The following is a 16,229-nucleotide window of genomic DNA, read 5'->3' as shown; positions in this document are numbered from 1 at the left end:
CTCTCCGATCAATATAATGAGGGAAGGGCGGCTGCGTCCTCGCATTACCGCCAGACTTTATGCGTCCGGGGACATTTTTCAGAAACGGGCCGAAACGCGGGCATAATATCGTCCTCCATCCCCTTCGATCGCGCTTAGGACGGGATTGCGATTGCCAAGGAAAGAGAAGGCGCTGGTGTTCCGGTCGGGATAATTGTCGAACACATTATCCGCGCCCACCGTGATCTTGACGGCCGGAGTAATGGCGAAGGACGCGGCAACATCGACAAAGATCTCCGACCCATACCGCTGATTGTCAGACGGCTGGAAATAGGGCAAGGCGTCGACGAAAGAACTGGTATAGCGGCCGCGCACCGATAGTCCCAGCTTGCCCAGCTGATATTCCGCGCCGACGTTGGCGCTTTTATGTGGCAGAAGTTCCTCGACCTCCTGTTTCAGGTTCCCGTTGACGATCTTGGGGTCGCCGCCGATCAACTTGGATTTGTTGTAATTGAAAGCGGCGGTCAAAGAGAGCTGTCCGGCGCCTGCGCGGGTCGTATAGGCCGCGACGACATCGATGCCCTGGGTGCGGGTATCATATCCATTGATGAAGAACTGGAAATTGGCGAGCTGCGCCGCTTGGCTCACGCCTTGAGCGACAAGAGCGTCGCGTTGCGCCTGCGTCAAGGTTAGCGTCGATGTGATGCCGAGGCGATCCCGGATCTTGATATTGTAATAATCCGCCGAGATGGTCAGCCCCGAGGCAGGCGTGAGCACCACACCCCCGCCAAAGCTCGTCGCCTTCTCGGGCACCAGCGGTTTGCCGCCAACCGCAGCTGCAATCGGGCTGGTGGACGGGATCAGACCGCTTGTCAGGATTACCTGCGGCGCCGGCGGCGGATTGTTCACATCCGGCCCTTGCGATGTGGCGGTGTAATTTTGCTGGCCCAGTGTCGGCGCGTGGAATCCGGTGCTCATCGCCGCGCGCAGGCTGAGCCACGGTGTAGCCTTGTAACGTCCCGATACCTTGTAATTCCAGGTTGACCCGAACTGGTCGAAATCCTCGAACCGCAGCGCCGTGCCGATATTGAAGCGATCGGTCACATCGATGTCGACATCGACATAGGCGGCACGACTGGAGCGTGACCATCGGCCCGCTTGGTCGGGTGTCGGGGAAGGATGGCCATTGGCGCCCGGCGGCAAGTCGGAGAGCGGGCCGACGATATACGCCGCTTCATCTCCGACCTGGGTCTCATATTGCTCCTTGCGCCATTCACCGCCGAAGGAGAAGCTGATGGGCCGGAACAATCCGGCATCGATCAGCCATGTGAAATCCGCGTTGACCGCGTAATCGGTCTGAATTTCGGAACCCACATAGAAAGATGTCGGCGAAACTGGCCCCAGCGACGCATTGATGGAATTGCCGAGGACGTAGCTATTCCGGTTGCGCCCATAGCGGCCGCTGAGATCCCAGTTGAAAGATTCGCTTGGATGGCCACGAACGCCTGCGACCAGACTGCTATCCTTCGATCGCGCACGATAAATGGGAATGAAACCATTGGGATAGATGTCGGCGAGCTCGTAGTCCGGATATAGGAACGGGGCATTGTCCTGATAATAGGAGCGGCTGTATATGCCGTTCTGCGGCGAGCGGTAGTTGAATTCTATCCTGCTGCGGCCGCCATTGTAATTGCCGAATGCATACAGTTCCACGTCGTCTGTCAGGCTGTACTTGGCGTTACCGAACAGTCTCCAGGCCTTGATCGCCGGCTGACCAATTTTTTGCACTGCGGTTCCGCGGTCTGTCATGCCCATCGAATTATATTCGCCCGAGATGACCACGACGCCTCGTTCGCCCAGCTTCACGCCCGCCTTGGCCGCCACCTGGTAGCTTTCGCCGTCACCCGCATAATATTGCCCTGCCTGCGCATCAGCCGAGAAACCTGGCTTGTCGTCCAGCAACAGGTTGATGACCCCCGCGATCGCGTCCGATCCATATTGAGCCGAAGCGCCGTCGCGCAACACCTCCACCCGACTGAGCGCAATCTGGGGAATCTGCGCCAGATCGGCGCCCTGTGAGCCGCGCAACGCCGTATTGATGAAGGCGGAACGATGGCGGCGCTTGCCGTTTATGAGCACAAGCGTCTGGTCAGGCGACAGACCGCGAAGGGTGGCAGGCCGAACGAAGGTGGCTCCGTCGAAATTCGGCAGGCGCGAAATGTTGAAAGACGGGACCAGCCGGGCGAGCTTGTCGTTAAGGTCGGGCGACGGTGTCGAATTGGTCAAATCATTGGCGCTGACGACATCGACCGGGACGGATGAATCAGCAACCGTCCGTTCGGCTCGTCGAGTACCCGTGACGATGATCGCATTCTGATCGTCCGGCGTGGCCCTAGCGGCATCTGGCCCGGACTGGGCGGACGCGTTGCCAGCGGCGGCCAGCAGGGCCGCGGCGCAGGTGGAACCAGCCAGCATCCGAGCTACGCGGATACCCGCTCGCGATGCACTATTCGAAATCATAACTAACCCCTCCACTAGATTGATACTGTCGCTTCTAGGTCCGGCCCCGACGGAGAAATGCCCCGAGCCTGCGTGCGATCGTCGGCAAAGAGCGTTGCCGTTCTGCGGACATGCGCGTACCGGATCGCCCCCCATGCGATCATGACGGCGCTCGCGGTGAGAAAAATGGGGAGCAATTTTCCGATCGCCCCTTCGGAAAGCAGCAGATAGGTCTGAACACAGCAAACGCCGACACCTAAAATGCTAAGCAGCCATTGCACGCCCAGATTGAGCTTGAAAGGCGCGGCATCATGCAAATCGGGCCTTAAATAGCGGAAACGGAGTGCGGCAATGATGACCAGGCTGAACATCATCTGGATCATAGCCGAAACCGCACTGGCTATCATTTCAAGCGGGATATGGAACAGCACCGGAACCACGCCCACGACATACAGCAGGGTGAGCAGGAAATGCGGAGTCCCGAAACGCCGATTGACGGAGCCAAGCCTCTTGGGAAACCACCCGTCGTCCACTGCCGCGAGAAGGCTCTTTGAACCCGCCAGCAATTGCGAGTTCGTCGACCCGATAACCGCTATGATCGCCCCGCCTAGAATGAAAAACTGCAACGCTGCGGGCGGGAGAAAATGAGCGGCAACCACGCTGAGTGGCTGGTTGGCGACTTGCGGGATGGGCAATATGCCTGCGGCCACGATGGCTATCGCCACATATAGCGCGGCCGCAAGCAAGGTGCCGCCGAAGATGGCCATTGGGATGGCGCGGCCGGGATGTTTCAGCTCGCCGCCCAACTCGATTACCGTTAGGGCGCCGCCGCACGCGAACGTCAGGACGGCTGCTGCCTGAAACAGCTTTGGCAAACCATTAGGCAGCAGCGGTGGATAATGCACCCAGTCGATGTTCCAGAAGCCATAGACGATGAATACAGCGAAACCGGCGATGTGGAGCAGCATCATGATGGTGCTGAGCCGCGCGCCAATCACCGCGCCAAGCATGTTGGCGACATAGAAGAAACTGATCATCGAAAACGCTACGGTTGTCGGATCGAACCAGGGGTTCAGGCTGTGCATATATTGCCCTGCAACAATGCCGTACAGCGCCATGCTTGTCTGACTGAGTGTTGAAAAGCACATGTTGAGGTAGCCAGCCAATGGATGCACGAACCGACTAAGATAGGTATAGCCGCCGCCCGTCACTGGCATGGCCGACCCGATCGCCGCATAGGGTATCGACACGATGATGATCGACAGGGCGGCCATGAGATAGGCGATCGGCGCCCCGCCGCCGGTCAATGCGATAGCGACGCCCGTGAGCGAGACGACGCCGCCACCTACAACCTGGTTGAAGGCTATCCCGACGGCCTGACTCGTCGAAATCGAGCGGCGCAGCTTATCCTGGTTTCTTGTTATACTGGTCATTCATCCAGCCCCTATCCCTGTAGCCGAGCTACACGACCTGTGTATGTAGTCAACAAAAAATAAAATTGTTCAACATAATTTTTATCTCATACATAGGGGCCGAACGAAGCGATCAATCGGGAGAATTTGGTGGCCACAGAGGGCGACGTTGACCGGCAGGCACTGATGGCGATTTTCCAGTCGCTGGTTGCGCCGCTATGCAGCGCGCTGCCGACATCGGGTGAGGTTGTCCTTCATGACCTGTCGAAGCTGCCTAACTCGATCATCGCCGTGGCTGGCAGCATTACCGGCCGCGAACCCGGCGATGCCGCCACCAATTTATTGCTCGAAACAATGGCGTCGCGCGATTTCACCAACAAATCGGGTTATGAAACGCGGTTATCTGATGGGCGAAGATTGCGATCTTCCACGACGTTCCTGCCAGATCGGCATGGCGAGCCGATGGCAGCCTTGTGCATCAATATCGACATGTCGCCGTGGGAAGTCATGCGGGACGCGGCTGCTTTGGCGCTTGGCGAAAAAAATCCTGTGCGACGCAAGGCTTTTGCCGATCACGAAGTGTTCATGCGTGACATCAATGATCTTTCGACATTCCTGATCAGGAATGCGATTGATACCATTGGAGTTCCTGTCGACCTTATGCACAAGCGTCACAAGATTGCAGCTGTAAAAGAACTTTCTGAACGAGGTCTTTTTACCGTTCGTTCGGCCGTAGACAAAGTAGCCGAGGCCCTCAACACGACGCGTTTTACGATATACAACTATCTCAATGAATTGGCATCTTCCGACGAGGTGCAGGAAGAAGAAGACGCACGATGATCCTGTTCAAGTGAGGGTGCCTTGCCGTCTGACGATGGACCATGCGCATGAGGCTCTGGCCGGTGACATTAAAATTAAATCAGCTGTATCAACAAAATGTTGACAACTTCCTCTATTTGCCATTTCAAGGCGTGCGGCGCGATTTCGCAGTCGGGAAAGGGCGGACTATGAGGCTTGTCGAGGATTTCGATGCGATCACGATGGACAGGCTTCGGGATATCGGCGCGACGAAATGGCAAAATGATGATGGATCGATCGGGGCATTTATCGCCGAGATGGACTTCGGGATCGCTCCCGCCATCACCCATGCGCTGCACCAGGCGGTGGACATAGGCAGCTTTGGCTATTTCCCCCCGAAGCTTTCAGCCAATTTGACTGGTGCGACCGCGGCATGGCTGGAGAGCCGTTTCGAATGGAGCGTAAGTCCTTCCGACGTTCACCCGATAGCTGATGTCGTCCGGGCTTATGAATTTGCGATAGAGCATGGATGCGCGCCTGGTCGCGCGGTCATTGTGCCGACCCCCGCTTACAAGCCCTTTCTGCTCCTCCCGCAGATGATCGATCGGCACGTCATCGAGGTGCCGATGGCCGTGGAAGGCAACAAATATGTTTTCGACATGGCGGCTTTGCAATCGGCCTTTGATGCTGGGGGCGAACTGCTGGTCCTGTGCAATCCCTACAATCCCGCGGGCCGCGTATTCAGCCGGGATGAACTTGCAGCGCTAAGCGAGTTGGTAGCGCGCAATAACGGGCGTGTATTCGCCGACGAGATCTGGGCGCCGCTGACTTTCGCCGGCCATCATCATATCCCCTATGCCAGCGTCAGCGCGCTCAGCGCCAGCCATTCGATCACCGCCATATCAGCTTCCAAGGCGTGGAATATGCCTGGCCTCAAGTGCGCGCAGGTTATTGTGACCAATGAACGCGATCGCGAGACTTGGGCAGTGGAGGGACCCTGGCTCGAACATGGCGCCAGCAATCTGGGAGCGGTTGCCACGATTGCCGCCTATCAGGATGGTGACAGCTGGTTGAGCGGCGTCAATGCCTATCTCGACAGGAACCGCCAGGGTCTTGCCACGCTGATCCGCGATCATCTTCCCGGCGTGGGTTATGAAATGCCGGAGGGCACCTATGTCGGCTGGCTGGATTTTCGTCAGTCCGCAATCGCGAAACAGCCGGCGGCCTTTTTCAAGGAGAAGGCAGGCGTCATCCTGACCGAAGGAACGGATTGCGGAGCCATAGGCGCCGGCTTCACGCGCCTCATCTTCGCAACCCCTTTTCCGGTCATGGAAGAGGCGATCAGCCGGATGGCGCGGGCGATGCGGCTCGCCGAGTGACGCAAGTCGGCGCTGATTTTTTTTGATGTGGTGTCCCTGAGTTTCGCCAGACAAAAGCGAGAAGAAAGGCGCGCTCGATCCGACATGCGCGATTACGATTGCGCTGAGGCGAGATGTTCCGGCATTCTGGCGTCGAAATAGCGAGGTTGCTATGCAGGATTCCATTGCCGCACCTGCGGATGCCCCGCTGGCCGCGGCGGCGAGCGCGATAGGGGCAGCGCTCGCTTGTCCCGCCGACCGCCCCGTCGTGCGCGGTTTTTTCGATGAGGCCACCTTTACGGCTACCCATGTCATTCATGACCCGGCCACGCGCAAGGCAGCGATCATCGACTCGGTGCTCGATTTCGACGCCGCCTCGGGCCGAACGTCGCATCATTCTGCCGACGCCATCATCGCTTACGTCGAAGCCGAAAGTCTTTCGATCGAGTGGCTGCTCGAAACTCATGTCCATGCCGATCATCTTTCGGCCGCGTCCTATCTGCAGGAGCGATTGGGTGGTCGATTGGCGATAGGCGGCGAGATTACGAGCGTTCAGAAAGTCTTTGATGAGATTTTCGATGAAGAAGATGATCTTCATGCCGATCGGGCCTATTTCGATCACCTTTTCGAAGATGGCGAGCGCTTTGACATCGGGAATGTCAAGGCGATCGTTCTCCATGTACCCGGGCACACGCCCGCCGATGTCGCTTATGTGATAGGGGACGCGCTGTTTTGCGGCGATACTCTATTTATGCCCGACTATGGCACCGCGCGCACTGATTTCCCCGGCGGGAACGCGCGGCAGCTTTATCGGTCCATCCGGCGCCTGCTCGCCCTGCCCCGCGAGACCCGACTGTTCCTGTGCCACGATTATCAGGCGCCGGGCCGCGACTGCTATATGTGGGAAACGACGATCGGCCTCCAGCGTGACGGTAATGTGCATGTCCACGAGGGCATCGACGAAGAAGGATTCGTCGCGATGCGCACCGCGCGCGACGCCACATTGGCCATGCCCAAGCTGATCCTGCCGTCGATCCAAGTGAACATCCGCGGCGGGCGGCTGCCTGAACCCGCCAGCAACGGCACCCGCTATCTGAAGATTCCCCTCGACCGTATGTAATGTGCCCCACCGGTAATCAGTTTCCGCAGGAGAGCTGAGCCCGCTCGCTATGTATCCAGCCATGTGTACGAAGATCCGGTATTTCAGTGAAACGCCCTGTATACACGTGAATGGGCGAGAGCCCGAAACACGGCGACTTACCGCAATCGACCCTCTCCTTCTGGTTCTCGTTGAACACCCCTGATTGTATGGACTGGAAAACTTGCACCCAGAATGTCGGCGGTTCGAACCCGTCATCGCCCACCATATTGCACGGGTTTGCATGCGCCATGCCTTGCGATGCCATGGCGCCGCTGCTAATCGGCACGGCCATGATTCAGCCGCCTGAAATTCTCCGGGTCACCAAGTCGCGCGTCGTGTGCGACGGTTCAGGTGACATCCCTGCCGCTCTGGGGCATCCGCGCGTGTTCCTGGAAATCGACGAGCATGGCTATGTCGATTGCGGCTATTGCGACCGACGTTTCGTGCTGGTCGGCGGTCCGGCGGACACGCCGGAAGTCGCAGGCCTGCCCGATATATCCTCGGGCGCCAGCCTCTAGTCATTCCCTGAGGTCGTTGCGTTCGCCAATCTGAGTGCCCGGAGCCGCGACCGTCGGGGTCGGATCAAGCTGCAACGGAATATATGATGGAAGGGTATTGGTTTGGCGGCGCCGCCGCGCCTATATCCTCCTGATGACCAATCTTGCTTCCCAGTTTGCTGATGCCCGTGGCCTGCTCTATCGCCCCGGCCTGCTCGATCCCGATGGCGCCCGGCGCCTGACGGCCGATGCGCTCCGGCAATGCGATGACGGCGAACTCTATCTTCAGTATCGCGCGAGCGAGAGCTTCGGCTTCGATGACGGCCGGTTGAAGACGGCCGACTATTCGACCGACGCGGGCTTCGGCCTGCGCGGCGTGTCGGGCGAGATGACGGGCTTTGCCCACGCCAATGACATCAGCGAGGCGGCGATCCGCCGCGCGGCCGAGACACTGACACTGCTCGACCCGGCCAAGGGCCAGGCGGCGCCCCCGCCGCAACATACCAACCGCCATCTCTATACCGAAGCCAATCCGCTGGAGATCGTCCCTTTCGCGGAAAAGGTGACGCTCTGCGCCGCGATCGACGCCGCCGCGCGTGCCCGCGATCCGCGCGTGGCGCAGGTGTCGGTCAGTCTGGCGGGCAGCTGGTCGGTGGTCGAGATCGTCCGCGCGGACGGCTTTACCGCCACTGACATCCGGCCGCTGGTGCGGCTCAACATCTCCGTTATTCTGGAGGAAAATGGCCGCCGTGAAACCGGCGTGTTCGGCATTGGCGGGCGCTATCTCTACGATCAGGTCATGGACCCGGCTATCTGGAACCGCGCGATCGATGAGGCGCTGGCCCAGGCCCGGGTCAATCTGCGCTCGGTCGCCGCGCCGGCGGGCGAGATGACCGTGCTGCTCGGGCCCGGCTGGCCGGGCGTGCTGGTGCATGAAGCGATCGGCCATGGCCTGGAAGGCGACTTCAATCGAAAGGGGACCAGCGCCTTTTCAGGCCGCCTCGGCGAACGCGTCGCGGCGCCCGGCGTCACCGTGGTCGATGACGGATCGATCATGAACCGGCGCGGCTCGCTGTCCATCGACGATGAAGGCACGCCGACGCGGGAGAATGTGCTGATCGAGGACGGTATTCTGAAGGGCTATATGCAGGACCGGTTGAACGCGCGCCTGATGGGCGTGGAGCCCACGGGCAATGGCCGTCGTGAAAGCTACGCTCATGCGCCGATGCCGCGCATGACCAACACCTTCATCAAGGGTGGTCAGGATGACCCGGAGGAACTGCTGGGCCGAATGAAGTCGGGCATCTTCGCCAAGAGCTTTGGCGGCGGCCAGGTCGATATCGTATCGGGGAAGTTCGTCTTTTCCTGCACCGAGGCCTACAAGGTCGAGAATGGCAAGCTTGGCGATCCGATCAAGGGCGCGACGCTGATCGGCGATGGACCGACCGCGCTTACCAAGGTGATCGGCGTCGGCCACGACTGGGCGCTCGACGAAGGCATTGGAATGTGCGGCAAGGGGGGGCAGAGCGTGCCGGCAGGCGTGGGGCAGCCCACGCTGCTCATGGAAGGGCTGACGGTCGGCGGCACGGCGACCTGAGGCGGACGCGCCATAGGCTGCGGAACCACCGGGCCGCAGCATCTTTCTTCCTGCATGAACATGCTGACGGATACCCATGATCCGGTGACGGCGAACTGGGCGGCGTCATTGCTGCATTTCTGGTTCAACCAGGCCGGACCAGAGCGCTGGTATCAGCACGAGCCTGCTTTCGATCGACAATGCGTGATACGCTGTCGCGACACCTGGGAAGAAAAGCGCGCCTTGCCGCCCGAGGAGTTTCTCGGTCGTGCGGACGATGCCCTGGCGGCGGTCCTGCTGTTCGATCAGTTGCCCCGCAACATGTTTCGCGGCACGGCGCACGCCCTCGCCACCGACGGGCTGGCCCGCGCTGTCGCACGCGGCGCTATAGCACAAGGCTACGATATCCAGATTGGAGGCGCTGGCCGACTTTTCTTCTACATGCCCTTCCAACACAGCGAGGATCGCGACGATCAGGCCCTCTCGCTCAGCCTGTTCGAGGCTGCCGGGGACGCCGAAGCACTGGATTTCGCCCGCCGGCACCATGACATCATTCACCGCTTCGGCCGTTTTCCTCATCGCAATGCCATCCTCGGCCGCGAGACGCTGGCGGAGGAACGGGATGCCGCGCACCAGGGTCTGAACTGGTAATCTCCCTGCCCAATTTTTAGGCAATCGCGTCAGCCTGCCCGTTTTTTTGGCGGCGGCGATCGGGGTGGACGGGGAAAAGCACGCATCGGAGCGTCTTTTCGAAATTGGCACGCCTCTTGCCAGTAGGTCGTCGCACACCAGTAACAGGGGGCGACATGAAACTTGTCATGGCTATCATCAAGCCGTTCAAGCTTGACGATGTCCGCGAGGCACTCTCCTCGCTTGGCATCGCTGGTATGACGGTGTCCGAGGTGAAGGGCTTCGGCCGCCAGAAGGGGCAAACCGAAATCTATCGGGGCGCCGAATATTCGACGAATATGGTTCCAAAGATCAAGATCGAGGTGGTCTGCGACGACGACCTCGCGCCGCGAGTGGTCGAAGCGACGCAGCAGGCGGCCAACTCCGGTGCGATCGGCGACGGGAAGATCTTCGTCCTCGATGTCGGTCAAGCCGTGCGTATCCGCACCGGCGAGACCGGCGAAACTGCGCTTTAAGAAGGGGGGAAGAATGACCTTTTCCAAAAAGTTATGCGGCGTGATGGGGGCGGCCGGTTTGGCGCTGCTTGCGACCGCGCCGGCGCTTGCCGCGCCGATCAAGGCGCCCAACGCTGCCGCCATGGCAACCATGATGAACAAGGGCGACGTCGCCTGGATGCTGGTTTCTTCGGCTCTGGTGCTGATGATGTCGGTGCCCGGCCTTGCGCTTTTCTACGGCGGCCTGGTCCGTACCAAGAACATGTTGAGCGTCCTGATGCAGGTGTTCATGATCGTTTCGGTTGCGGGCCTCGTCTGGTGCTGCTGGGGCTATTCAATGGCCTTCACTTCCGGCGGCGAAAATCATTTCTTCGGCGGGTTTTCGAAGGCGTTCCTGATGGGCGTCGACGGCACGACCATGGCGGCAACGTTCAGCAATAACGTCTATCTGCCCGAATTCGTGTTTGTCGTCTTCCAGATGACCTTCGCCATGATCACCCCTGCACTGATCGTCGGCGCCTTCGCCGAGCGCGTGAAATTCTCATCGCTGATCGTGTTTGTCGTGCTGTGGCTGACCGTGGTCTATTTCCCGATGGCGCACATGGTCTGGTACTGGGCCGGCCCGGACTTCCTGGCTGATACTCCGACCGACTCCGGCATGCTGTGGGGCTGGGGCGCGCTCGACTTCGCCGGCGGCACTGTCGTCCACATCAACGCGGGTATCGCCGGCCTGGTTGGCGCGCTTATGATCGGCAAGCGCGTCGGCTTCCCCAAGGAACCCATGCCGCCGCACTCGCTGACCATGACGATGATCGGCGCAAGCCTGCTGTGGGTCGGCTGGTTCGGTTTCAACGCTGGCTCCAACCTGGAAGCCAATGGTGTCACCGGCGTCGCCTTCATCAACACGATGGTCGCCACCTGCGCGGCGGCGGTGAGCTGGTCGCTGGTCGAACAGGTCCACCATGGCAAGGCATCCCTGCTGGGTGCCGTCACCGGTGCGGTCGCGGGTCTCGTCGCCATCACTCCGGCGGCCGGCTTCGCGGCTCCCATGACGTCGATCGCGCTGGGCTTCGTGGTGTCGCCGATCTGCTACATCTTCGTAGCCTTCGTGAAGGGCAAGGTCGGCTATGACGACAGCCTGGACGTGTTCGGCGTGCACTGCATCGGCGGCATCGTCGGTGCGATCGGCACCGGCATCGTCGCGGCTCCGTCGCTGGGCGGCCAGGGCGTGTTCGACTACACGGTCTTCCCGGCGGCCTTCCATCCGGAAGCCTACAGCATCTCGGCGCAGGTCTGGATCCAGATCAAGGCGGTCGTGTTCACCCTGCTCTTCTCGGGTATCGGCAGCGCGATCCTCTACTTCATCATCGACAAGACGATGGGCCTGCGCCCGAGCGTCGACGCCGAGATGGAGGGCCTGGACCTCTCCAGCCACGGCGAGCGCGCTTACAACTATTGAGAATATGGCAGGGCGGGCCGCCCGACGGAAAAGGCCCGCCCGCCGCACGATGTTCCTCCTGCGAACACGCCTCGGGGCCGGTACGAAAGTATCGGCCCCTTTTTTTGTCAGCTCGCCGGGCGTTTCCACAGGCGAGCCGGACGCGGCGCCGAGGCCGGCCAGCGCCGCGCCCGCACGCAGACCTGGAGTCCGGCTCGGAAAATCCAGCCGATCTTCTCTCGCTTCGGCGTCACGACCCGGTGATCCCAGGCATGTTCCCCGCGGCGCGCGACTTCGCGAGCGATATCGCCATAGATGCCAGCCGCCGCGAGTACGGCCCAGGCGCTGCGGGGCGGCAGGGCGCCGGTGCCGTGTCGCGCGCTGGCTTCATGGGCGGCGGCCATGTCGGCGAGCCGGCGAGCGAGCATCGCCAATCGGGGGCGGACCCATGGCTTCATGTGCTCGCCGGGCGGTATGTCCATTTCGACCAGCCACTCTTCCGGCAGGTAGCAACGGTCTGCGGCTTCATCCTCGCTGATGTCGCGCGCGATATTTGCGAGCTGGAAGGCAAGGCCAAGGTCGCAGGCGCGGTCGAGGGTCGCGTCGTCGGCTGGATCGACGCCCATCAGCACCGCCATCATGCAGCCCACTGCCCCGGCGACATGATAGCAGTAGCGCAGCATGTCCGCCTCGGTGCGCGGCCTCCATTCGCGGGCATCAAGCGCGAAGCCTTCGATAAGGTCGTGGGCATAGCGCTCGGGAATACGACATTCGCGCATGACGAGACCGAAGCCGTCAAAGGCCGGGTCGCCGGTCGCCTCCCCCCGCAGGGCAGCGGCTGTCAGGACGCGGATGGTTGAGAGCCGCGCCTGACCATCATCCACGCCGCGCATCGTCCCGCCATGGTCCTGCCCGTCGGCGATGTCGTCGCATTTGCGGCACCAGGCGTAAAGTAGCCACGCTCGCTCCCGGGTCCGCGGATCGAACAGCTTCGAAGCGAGCGCGAAGGATTTGGAACCCCGCGCGATGCTGTCGCGGGCGTGGGCGACCAGGGCGTGACGATCAAAGGCTGGAAGGATGGTCATCGTCCCGGACATGCCCTGCCCGGCCAGTTCCCGCAACCGCTGGAACGATCAGAGCCGGTCCACTTTCATCGCGAAGATCGGCTCGTGCGGACGATGGTTCGCCATGCGGTCGAGCAGCAGGTCGATCCTGTCGGCATGGATCAGAATGTCGCCATGCTGGGCTCGAACGAATCCGGCGTCGACCATATGGCGGTGAAAGGCGAGAAGCTGGTCATAGAAGCCCGCGACATTAAGCAACCCGACCGGCTTGGCATGATAGCCAAGCTGGGCCCAGCTGATCGCCTCCCACAGTTCATCCATGGTGCCGACCCCGCCCGGCAGGGTCACGAAACCATCGGAAAGATCGGTGAACAACGCCTTGCGCTGGTGCATCGTCTGGACAACCCGCAATTCGGTGCAGCCGCGATGCGCGACTTCGGCATCGACCAGCGCTTCGGGAATCACGCCGATGACTTCGCCGCCGGCGGCCAATGCCGCATCCGCGACCGCGCCCATCAGGCCAAGGCGACCCCCGCCATAGACGATGCCGATGCCCCGCGCGGCCAGCGTACGTCCGACCTGCTCCGCCGCCGCGACATACTGGCGATCGGCGGGCATCGCCGATCCGCAATAGACGGCAAGGCGCTTCACGCCAGATCCTGAAGCATCAGCGCGGCGGTTGCCTTCGCGCTCCCGACCACGCCCGGGATGCCGGCGCCCGGATGGGTCCCGGCCCCGACCAGATAGAGGTTGGGGATGACATCGTCACGATTATGCGCCCGGAACCAGGCGCTTTGGGTCAGTAGCGGCGCCAGGCTGAAGGCGCTGCCCAGATGCGCGGACAGATCGGTCCGGAAATCGGGCGGCGCATAGTGGAACTGTGTCACGATGCGCGACCGGATGTCGGGGATCAACCGGTGCTGAATCTCGTCCAGGATGCGCTCCGCGAAAATCGGCCCGAACTGCTTCCAGTCGATCGGCAGCTTCCCCATGTGCGGCACCGGCGCCAGCGCATAGAAGGTGGAATGGCCTTCGGGCGCCATGCTGGGGTCGGTGACCGTCGGGTGATGCAGATACAGCGAAAAATCCTGTGGCAGCACGCCGTGATCGTAGATGTCGGTCAGCAGCCCTTCATAGCGCGGACCGAACAGGATCATATGATGCGGGATGCCCGGCCAGCTGCCCTTGATGCCGAAATGCAGCACGAAGAGGCTGGGCGACCAGTGCTTGCGCTGCAGCGCGTCCGCGCGCTTCTGCCCACGCGGGTGATGGCCGATGAGGTCGCGATAGCTATGCATCAGATCGGCATTTGATGCGACCGCATCTGCTTCCCCCCGCCAACCCGAGGCGGTCGACACGGCCACGGCGCGGTCGCCATGTGTTTCGATCCGCACTACCGGGTCGGCCAGACGCATCGTCCCGCCCAGCCGTTCGAAATGGGTGGCCATGCCCTGAACCAGCCGGTTCGTCCCACCCTTGGCAAACCAGACGCCGCCGTCCTTCTCCAGCTTGTGGATAAGGGCATAGATGGCGCTTGTGTCCATCGGATTGCCGCCCACCAGCAATGTGTGGAAGGATAATGCCTCCCGCAATTTCTCGCTCTTCACATAGGAGGAGACGATGGAATAGACCGACCGCCAGGCCTGATGCTTGGCCAGCGCCGGCGCGGCGCGGATCATGGAGGCAAAGTCGAGGAAGGCGACCGAACCGAGCTTGCGATAGCCTTCCTCATAGACGCCGGCGGAATATTCCAGGAAGCGCTCATATCCGGCCACGTCCTCCGGATTGAGCCGGGCGATCTGGGCCCGTAACGCGGCTTCGTCGTTGGAATAATCGAAATTGGTGCCGTCGCGCCAGTTGAGCCTGTAGAAGGGCATCACCGGCACCAGGCTCACATCCTCCGCCATGTCATGGCCCGTCAGGCGCCACAATTCGGCGAGGCAATCTGGGTCTGTAACCACGGTGGGGCCGGCATCGAAGACGAAACCGTCCTTTTCCCACATATAGGCACGCCCGCCGGGCCGGTCGCGCGCTTCGACGAGCGTCGTTTCGACGCCCGCGGACTGCAACCGGATGGCAAGCGCCAGGCCGCCGAAGCCCGCACCGATGACAATAGCTTTCCTGTTCATCGGGCGGCGGGGCTCAACAATGCGCTCATGGCGCTCCTTATGGGCACGGGTGGTCGGCCGCACAAGATGCGGATGCGGTCCGGCCAGGTCGATCGTCCGGCGTAGAAGCGATCGATGAGGCCTTCAGGGAGGCGATAGAAACGCTCGAAGATCCGCCAGCGCTCCTGCGGCGCAGCCGCGCGGAACAGCATCTTGCCCAACAGGCGGTAATAGGCGCCTGACCGCCAGTGCGCCGCCGCCCGGGCGCGGGTCGCCCCGGCAAGCCCGTCAAGTGGCTGATCGACGATCCAGCGCGCGAAGGCGACCGCGTCGGGCAGGGAATAGCCGGTCATCGGATGGAACAGCCCGGCGCGCGCACCTGCCCGCGCGACACGGTCCTCCACGGGCCAGAAACGATCGAAGCTGCCGCCGTAGACGACCGGCAGCACGCCGATTTCGCGATGCAGCATCTGTTCGATCTGCCAGCCGGCGGCTGCGGTATAGTCGTCGATGCGCTGCTCGATCGCGGGAAGGTCCAGATCGGGCGAATCGCTATAATAGGTATCCTCAACGAACAGCGTGCGTTCATCCCAGGGAAGCAGATAGACGAACCGATAGCCGTCCAGTTGATCGACGGTGCTATCCATGATCACCGGCCGCTCCACCCCATGAGGCGCGCGCAGGCGCAGCGCGTGGCCGACAAATTTCTGCCAGCCGCATTGCAGGGCGGAAAGGTCACCTCCTCCTCGTGCGTCAAGCACGGCGCCGGCACGAACCATCCGGCCGTCCGACAGCAGGATATGATCGGGCGCGACCTGCGCGACATCCACGCCGAAGCGGATCCTGTCGCCCAGCAAATGCCGCCCATGTGCGTCCAGCTGAGCCGAGGCGATGCTGTTATAGGGAGCGGCAAGCTGCCGGTCATGGCCGGGGAACCGGACGGCATGGCCCTGCTCCCAGCGATAGGTCACGACCGGGTCGACCAGCCAGCGATCTGCGGGCGGAATGTCACCATCGAAAAAGGACCAGAGGTGGTTGCCGCCAAGCACCTGTTCGCGTTCCAGCAGCAAGAAGCGCAGCTCCGGACGTAATCTGGCGAGTGCCAGTGCGACCAGGGTCCCGGCCAGACCGCCACCGACGATAGCCAGATCGCAATTCCATTCATCTGCCATCGGCCCCTGTTAGAATAGCGGGCAAGGGGCGGGAAGGATTATCGGCGAAGGATTGCGCATTTC

At 61.5% G+C, this 16,229-nt stretch carries 14 protein-coding genes; 8 read left to right on the top strand and 6 right to left on the bottom strand.

Going from position 1 to position 16,229, the window contains the following annotated elements:
• Positions 1-78 precede the first annotated feature (78 nt).
• Both AAC640_RS09085 and AAC640_RS09080 read right to left on the bottom strand, forming a co-directional pair.
• Positions 79-2,499 (bottom strand): TonB-dependent receptor plug domain-containing protein, encoded by a 2,421-nt coding sequence (locus AAC640_RS09085; protein WP_340265795.1) that lies wholly within the window; start codon positions 2,497-2,499, stop codon positions 79-81.
• A gap of 14 nt (positions 2,500-2,513) precedes the next feature.
• Positions 2,514-3,911: an APC family permease gene (locus tag AAC640_RS09080; protein WP_340265794.1), complete on the bottom strand. Its 1,398-nt coding sequence runs from the start codon at positions 3,909-3,911 to the stop codon at positions 2,514-2,516.
• A gap of 129 nt (positions 3,912-4,040) precedes the next feature.
• On the opposite strand from AAC640_RS09080, the gene AAC640_RS09075 reads away from it, so the two are divergent.
• From AAC640_RS09075 to AAC640_RS09040, 8 genes are all read left to right on the top strand, one after another.
• The gene (locus tag AAC640_RS09075) at positions 4,041-4,730 is read left to right on the top strand and encodes a helix-turn-helix transcriptional regulator (protein WP_340265793.1); all 690 of its coding nucleotides are present in this window, start codon (positions 4,041-4,043) and stop codon (positions 4,728-4,730) included.
• A 167-nt stretch (positions 4,731-4,897) separates the two neighbouring features.
• Positions 4,898-6,067, top strand: coding sequence for a MalY/PatB family protein (locus tag AAC640_RS09070; RefSeq protein WP_340265792.1), 1,170 nt, complete (start codon positions 4,898-4,900; stop codon positions 6,065-6,067).
• Between the two features lie 151 nt (positions 6,068-6,218).
• Positions 6,219-7,166, top strand: coding sequence for an MBL fold metallo-hydrolase (locus AAC640_RS09065; protein ID WP_340265791.1), 948 nt, complete (start codon positions 6,219-6,221; stop codon positions 7,164-7,166).
• Positions 7,167-7,477: 311 nt separating this feature from the next.
• Positions 7,478-7,705 carry a zinc-finger domain-containing protein gene (locus AAC640_RS09060; protein ID WP_340265858.1) on the top strand — a complete coding sequence of 76 codons (228 nt, stop codon included), beginning with the start codon at positions 7,478-7,480 and terminating at the stop codon, positions 7,703-7,705.
• A 133-nt stretch (positions 7,706-7,838) separates the two neighbouring features.
• The gene (gene tldD, locus AAC640_RS09055; RefSeq protein ID WP_340265857.1) at positions 7,839-9,281 is read left to right on the top strand and encodes a metalloprotease TldD; all 1,443 of its coding nucleotides are present in this window, start codon (positions 7,839-7,841) and stop codon (positions 9,279-9,281) included.
• A 54-nt stretch (positions 9,282-9,335) separates the two neighbouring features.
• Positions 9,336-9,911: a DUF924 family protein gene (locus tag AAC640_RS09050; protein WP_340265790.1), complete on the top strand. Its 576-nt coding sequence runs from the start codon at positions 9,336-9,338 to the stop codon at positions 9,909-9,911.
• A gap of 155 nt (positions 9,912-10,066) precedes the next feature.
• Positions 10,067-10,405 carry a P-II family nitrogen regulator gene (locus AAC640_RS09045; protein ID WP_037462870.1) on the top strand — a complete coding sequence of 113 codons (339 nt, stop codon included), beginning with the start codon at positions 10,067-10,069 and terminating at the stop codon, positions 10,403-10,405.
• 13 nt (positions 10,406-10,418) lie between these two features.
• Positions 10,419-11,843, top strand: coding sequence for an ammonium transporter (locus AAC640_RS09040; RefSeq protein ID WP_340265789.1), 1,425 nt, complete (start codon positions 10,419-10,421; stop codon positions 11,841-11,843).
• Positions 11,844-11,950: 107 nt separating this feature from the next.
• On the opposite strand, the gene AAC640_RS09035 is transcribed toward AAC640_RS09040, so the two are convergent.
• Genes AAC640_RS09035 through crtY form a run of 4 tightly spaced genes read right to left on the bottom strand, consistent with a single transcriptional unit; the run spans position 11,951 to position 16,166 of the window.
• The gene (locus tag AAC640_RS09035; protein ID WP_340265788.1) at positions 11,951-12,907 is read right to left on the bottom strand and encodes a phytoene/squalene synthase family protein; all 957 of its coding nucleotides are present in this window, start codon (positions 12,905-12,907) and stop codon (positions 11,951-11,953) included.
• Between the two features lie 48 nt (positions 12,908-12,955).
• Positions 12,956-13,537: an LOG family protein gene (locus tag AAC640_RS09030; protein ID WP_340265787.1), complete on the bottom strand. Its 582-nt coding sequence runs from the start codon at positions 13,535-13,537 to the stop codon at positions 12,956-12,958.
• On the bottom strand, positions 13,534-15,015 hold the full coding sequence (locus AAC640_RS09025) for a phytoene desaturase (protein ID WP_340265786.1): 1,482 nt from the start codon (positions 15,013-15,015) through the stop codon (positions 13,534-13,536). Before AAC640_RS09025 ends, AAC640_RS09030 begins: the two co-directional genes overlap by 4 nt.
• Entirely contained in the window at positions 15,012-16,166 is a 1,155-nt protein-coding gene (gene crtY, locus AAC640_RS09020) for a lycopene beta-cyclase CrtY (RefSeq protein ID WP_340265785.1), read from the bottom strand. Before crtY ends, AAC640_RS09025 begins: the two co-directional genes overlap by 4 nt.
• Positions 16,167-16,229 lie beyond the last annotated feature (63 nt).

The organism is Sphingobium mellinum, assembly GCF_037860795.1.
Lineage (GTDB): Bacteria > Pseudomonadota > Alphaproteobacteria > Sphingomonadales > Sphingomonadaceae > Sphingobium > Sphingobium mellinum.
The sequence above is the reverse complement of the archived record's forward strand: the minus strand, read 5'-3'. Positions and strand labels throughout refer to the sequence as shown.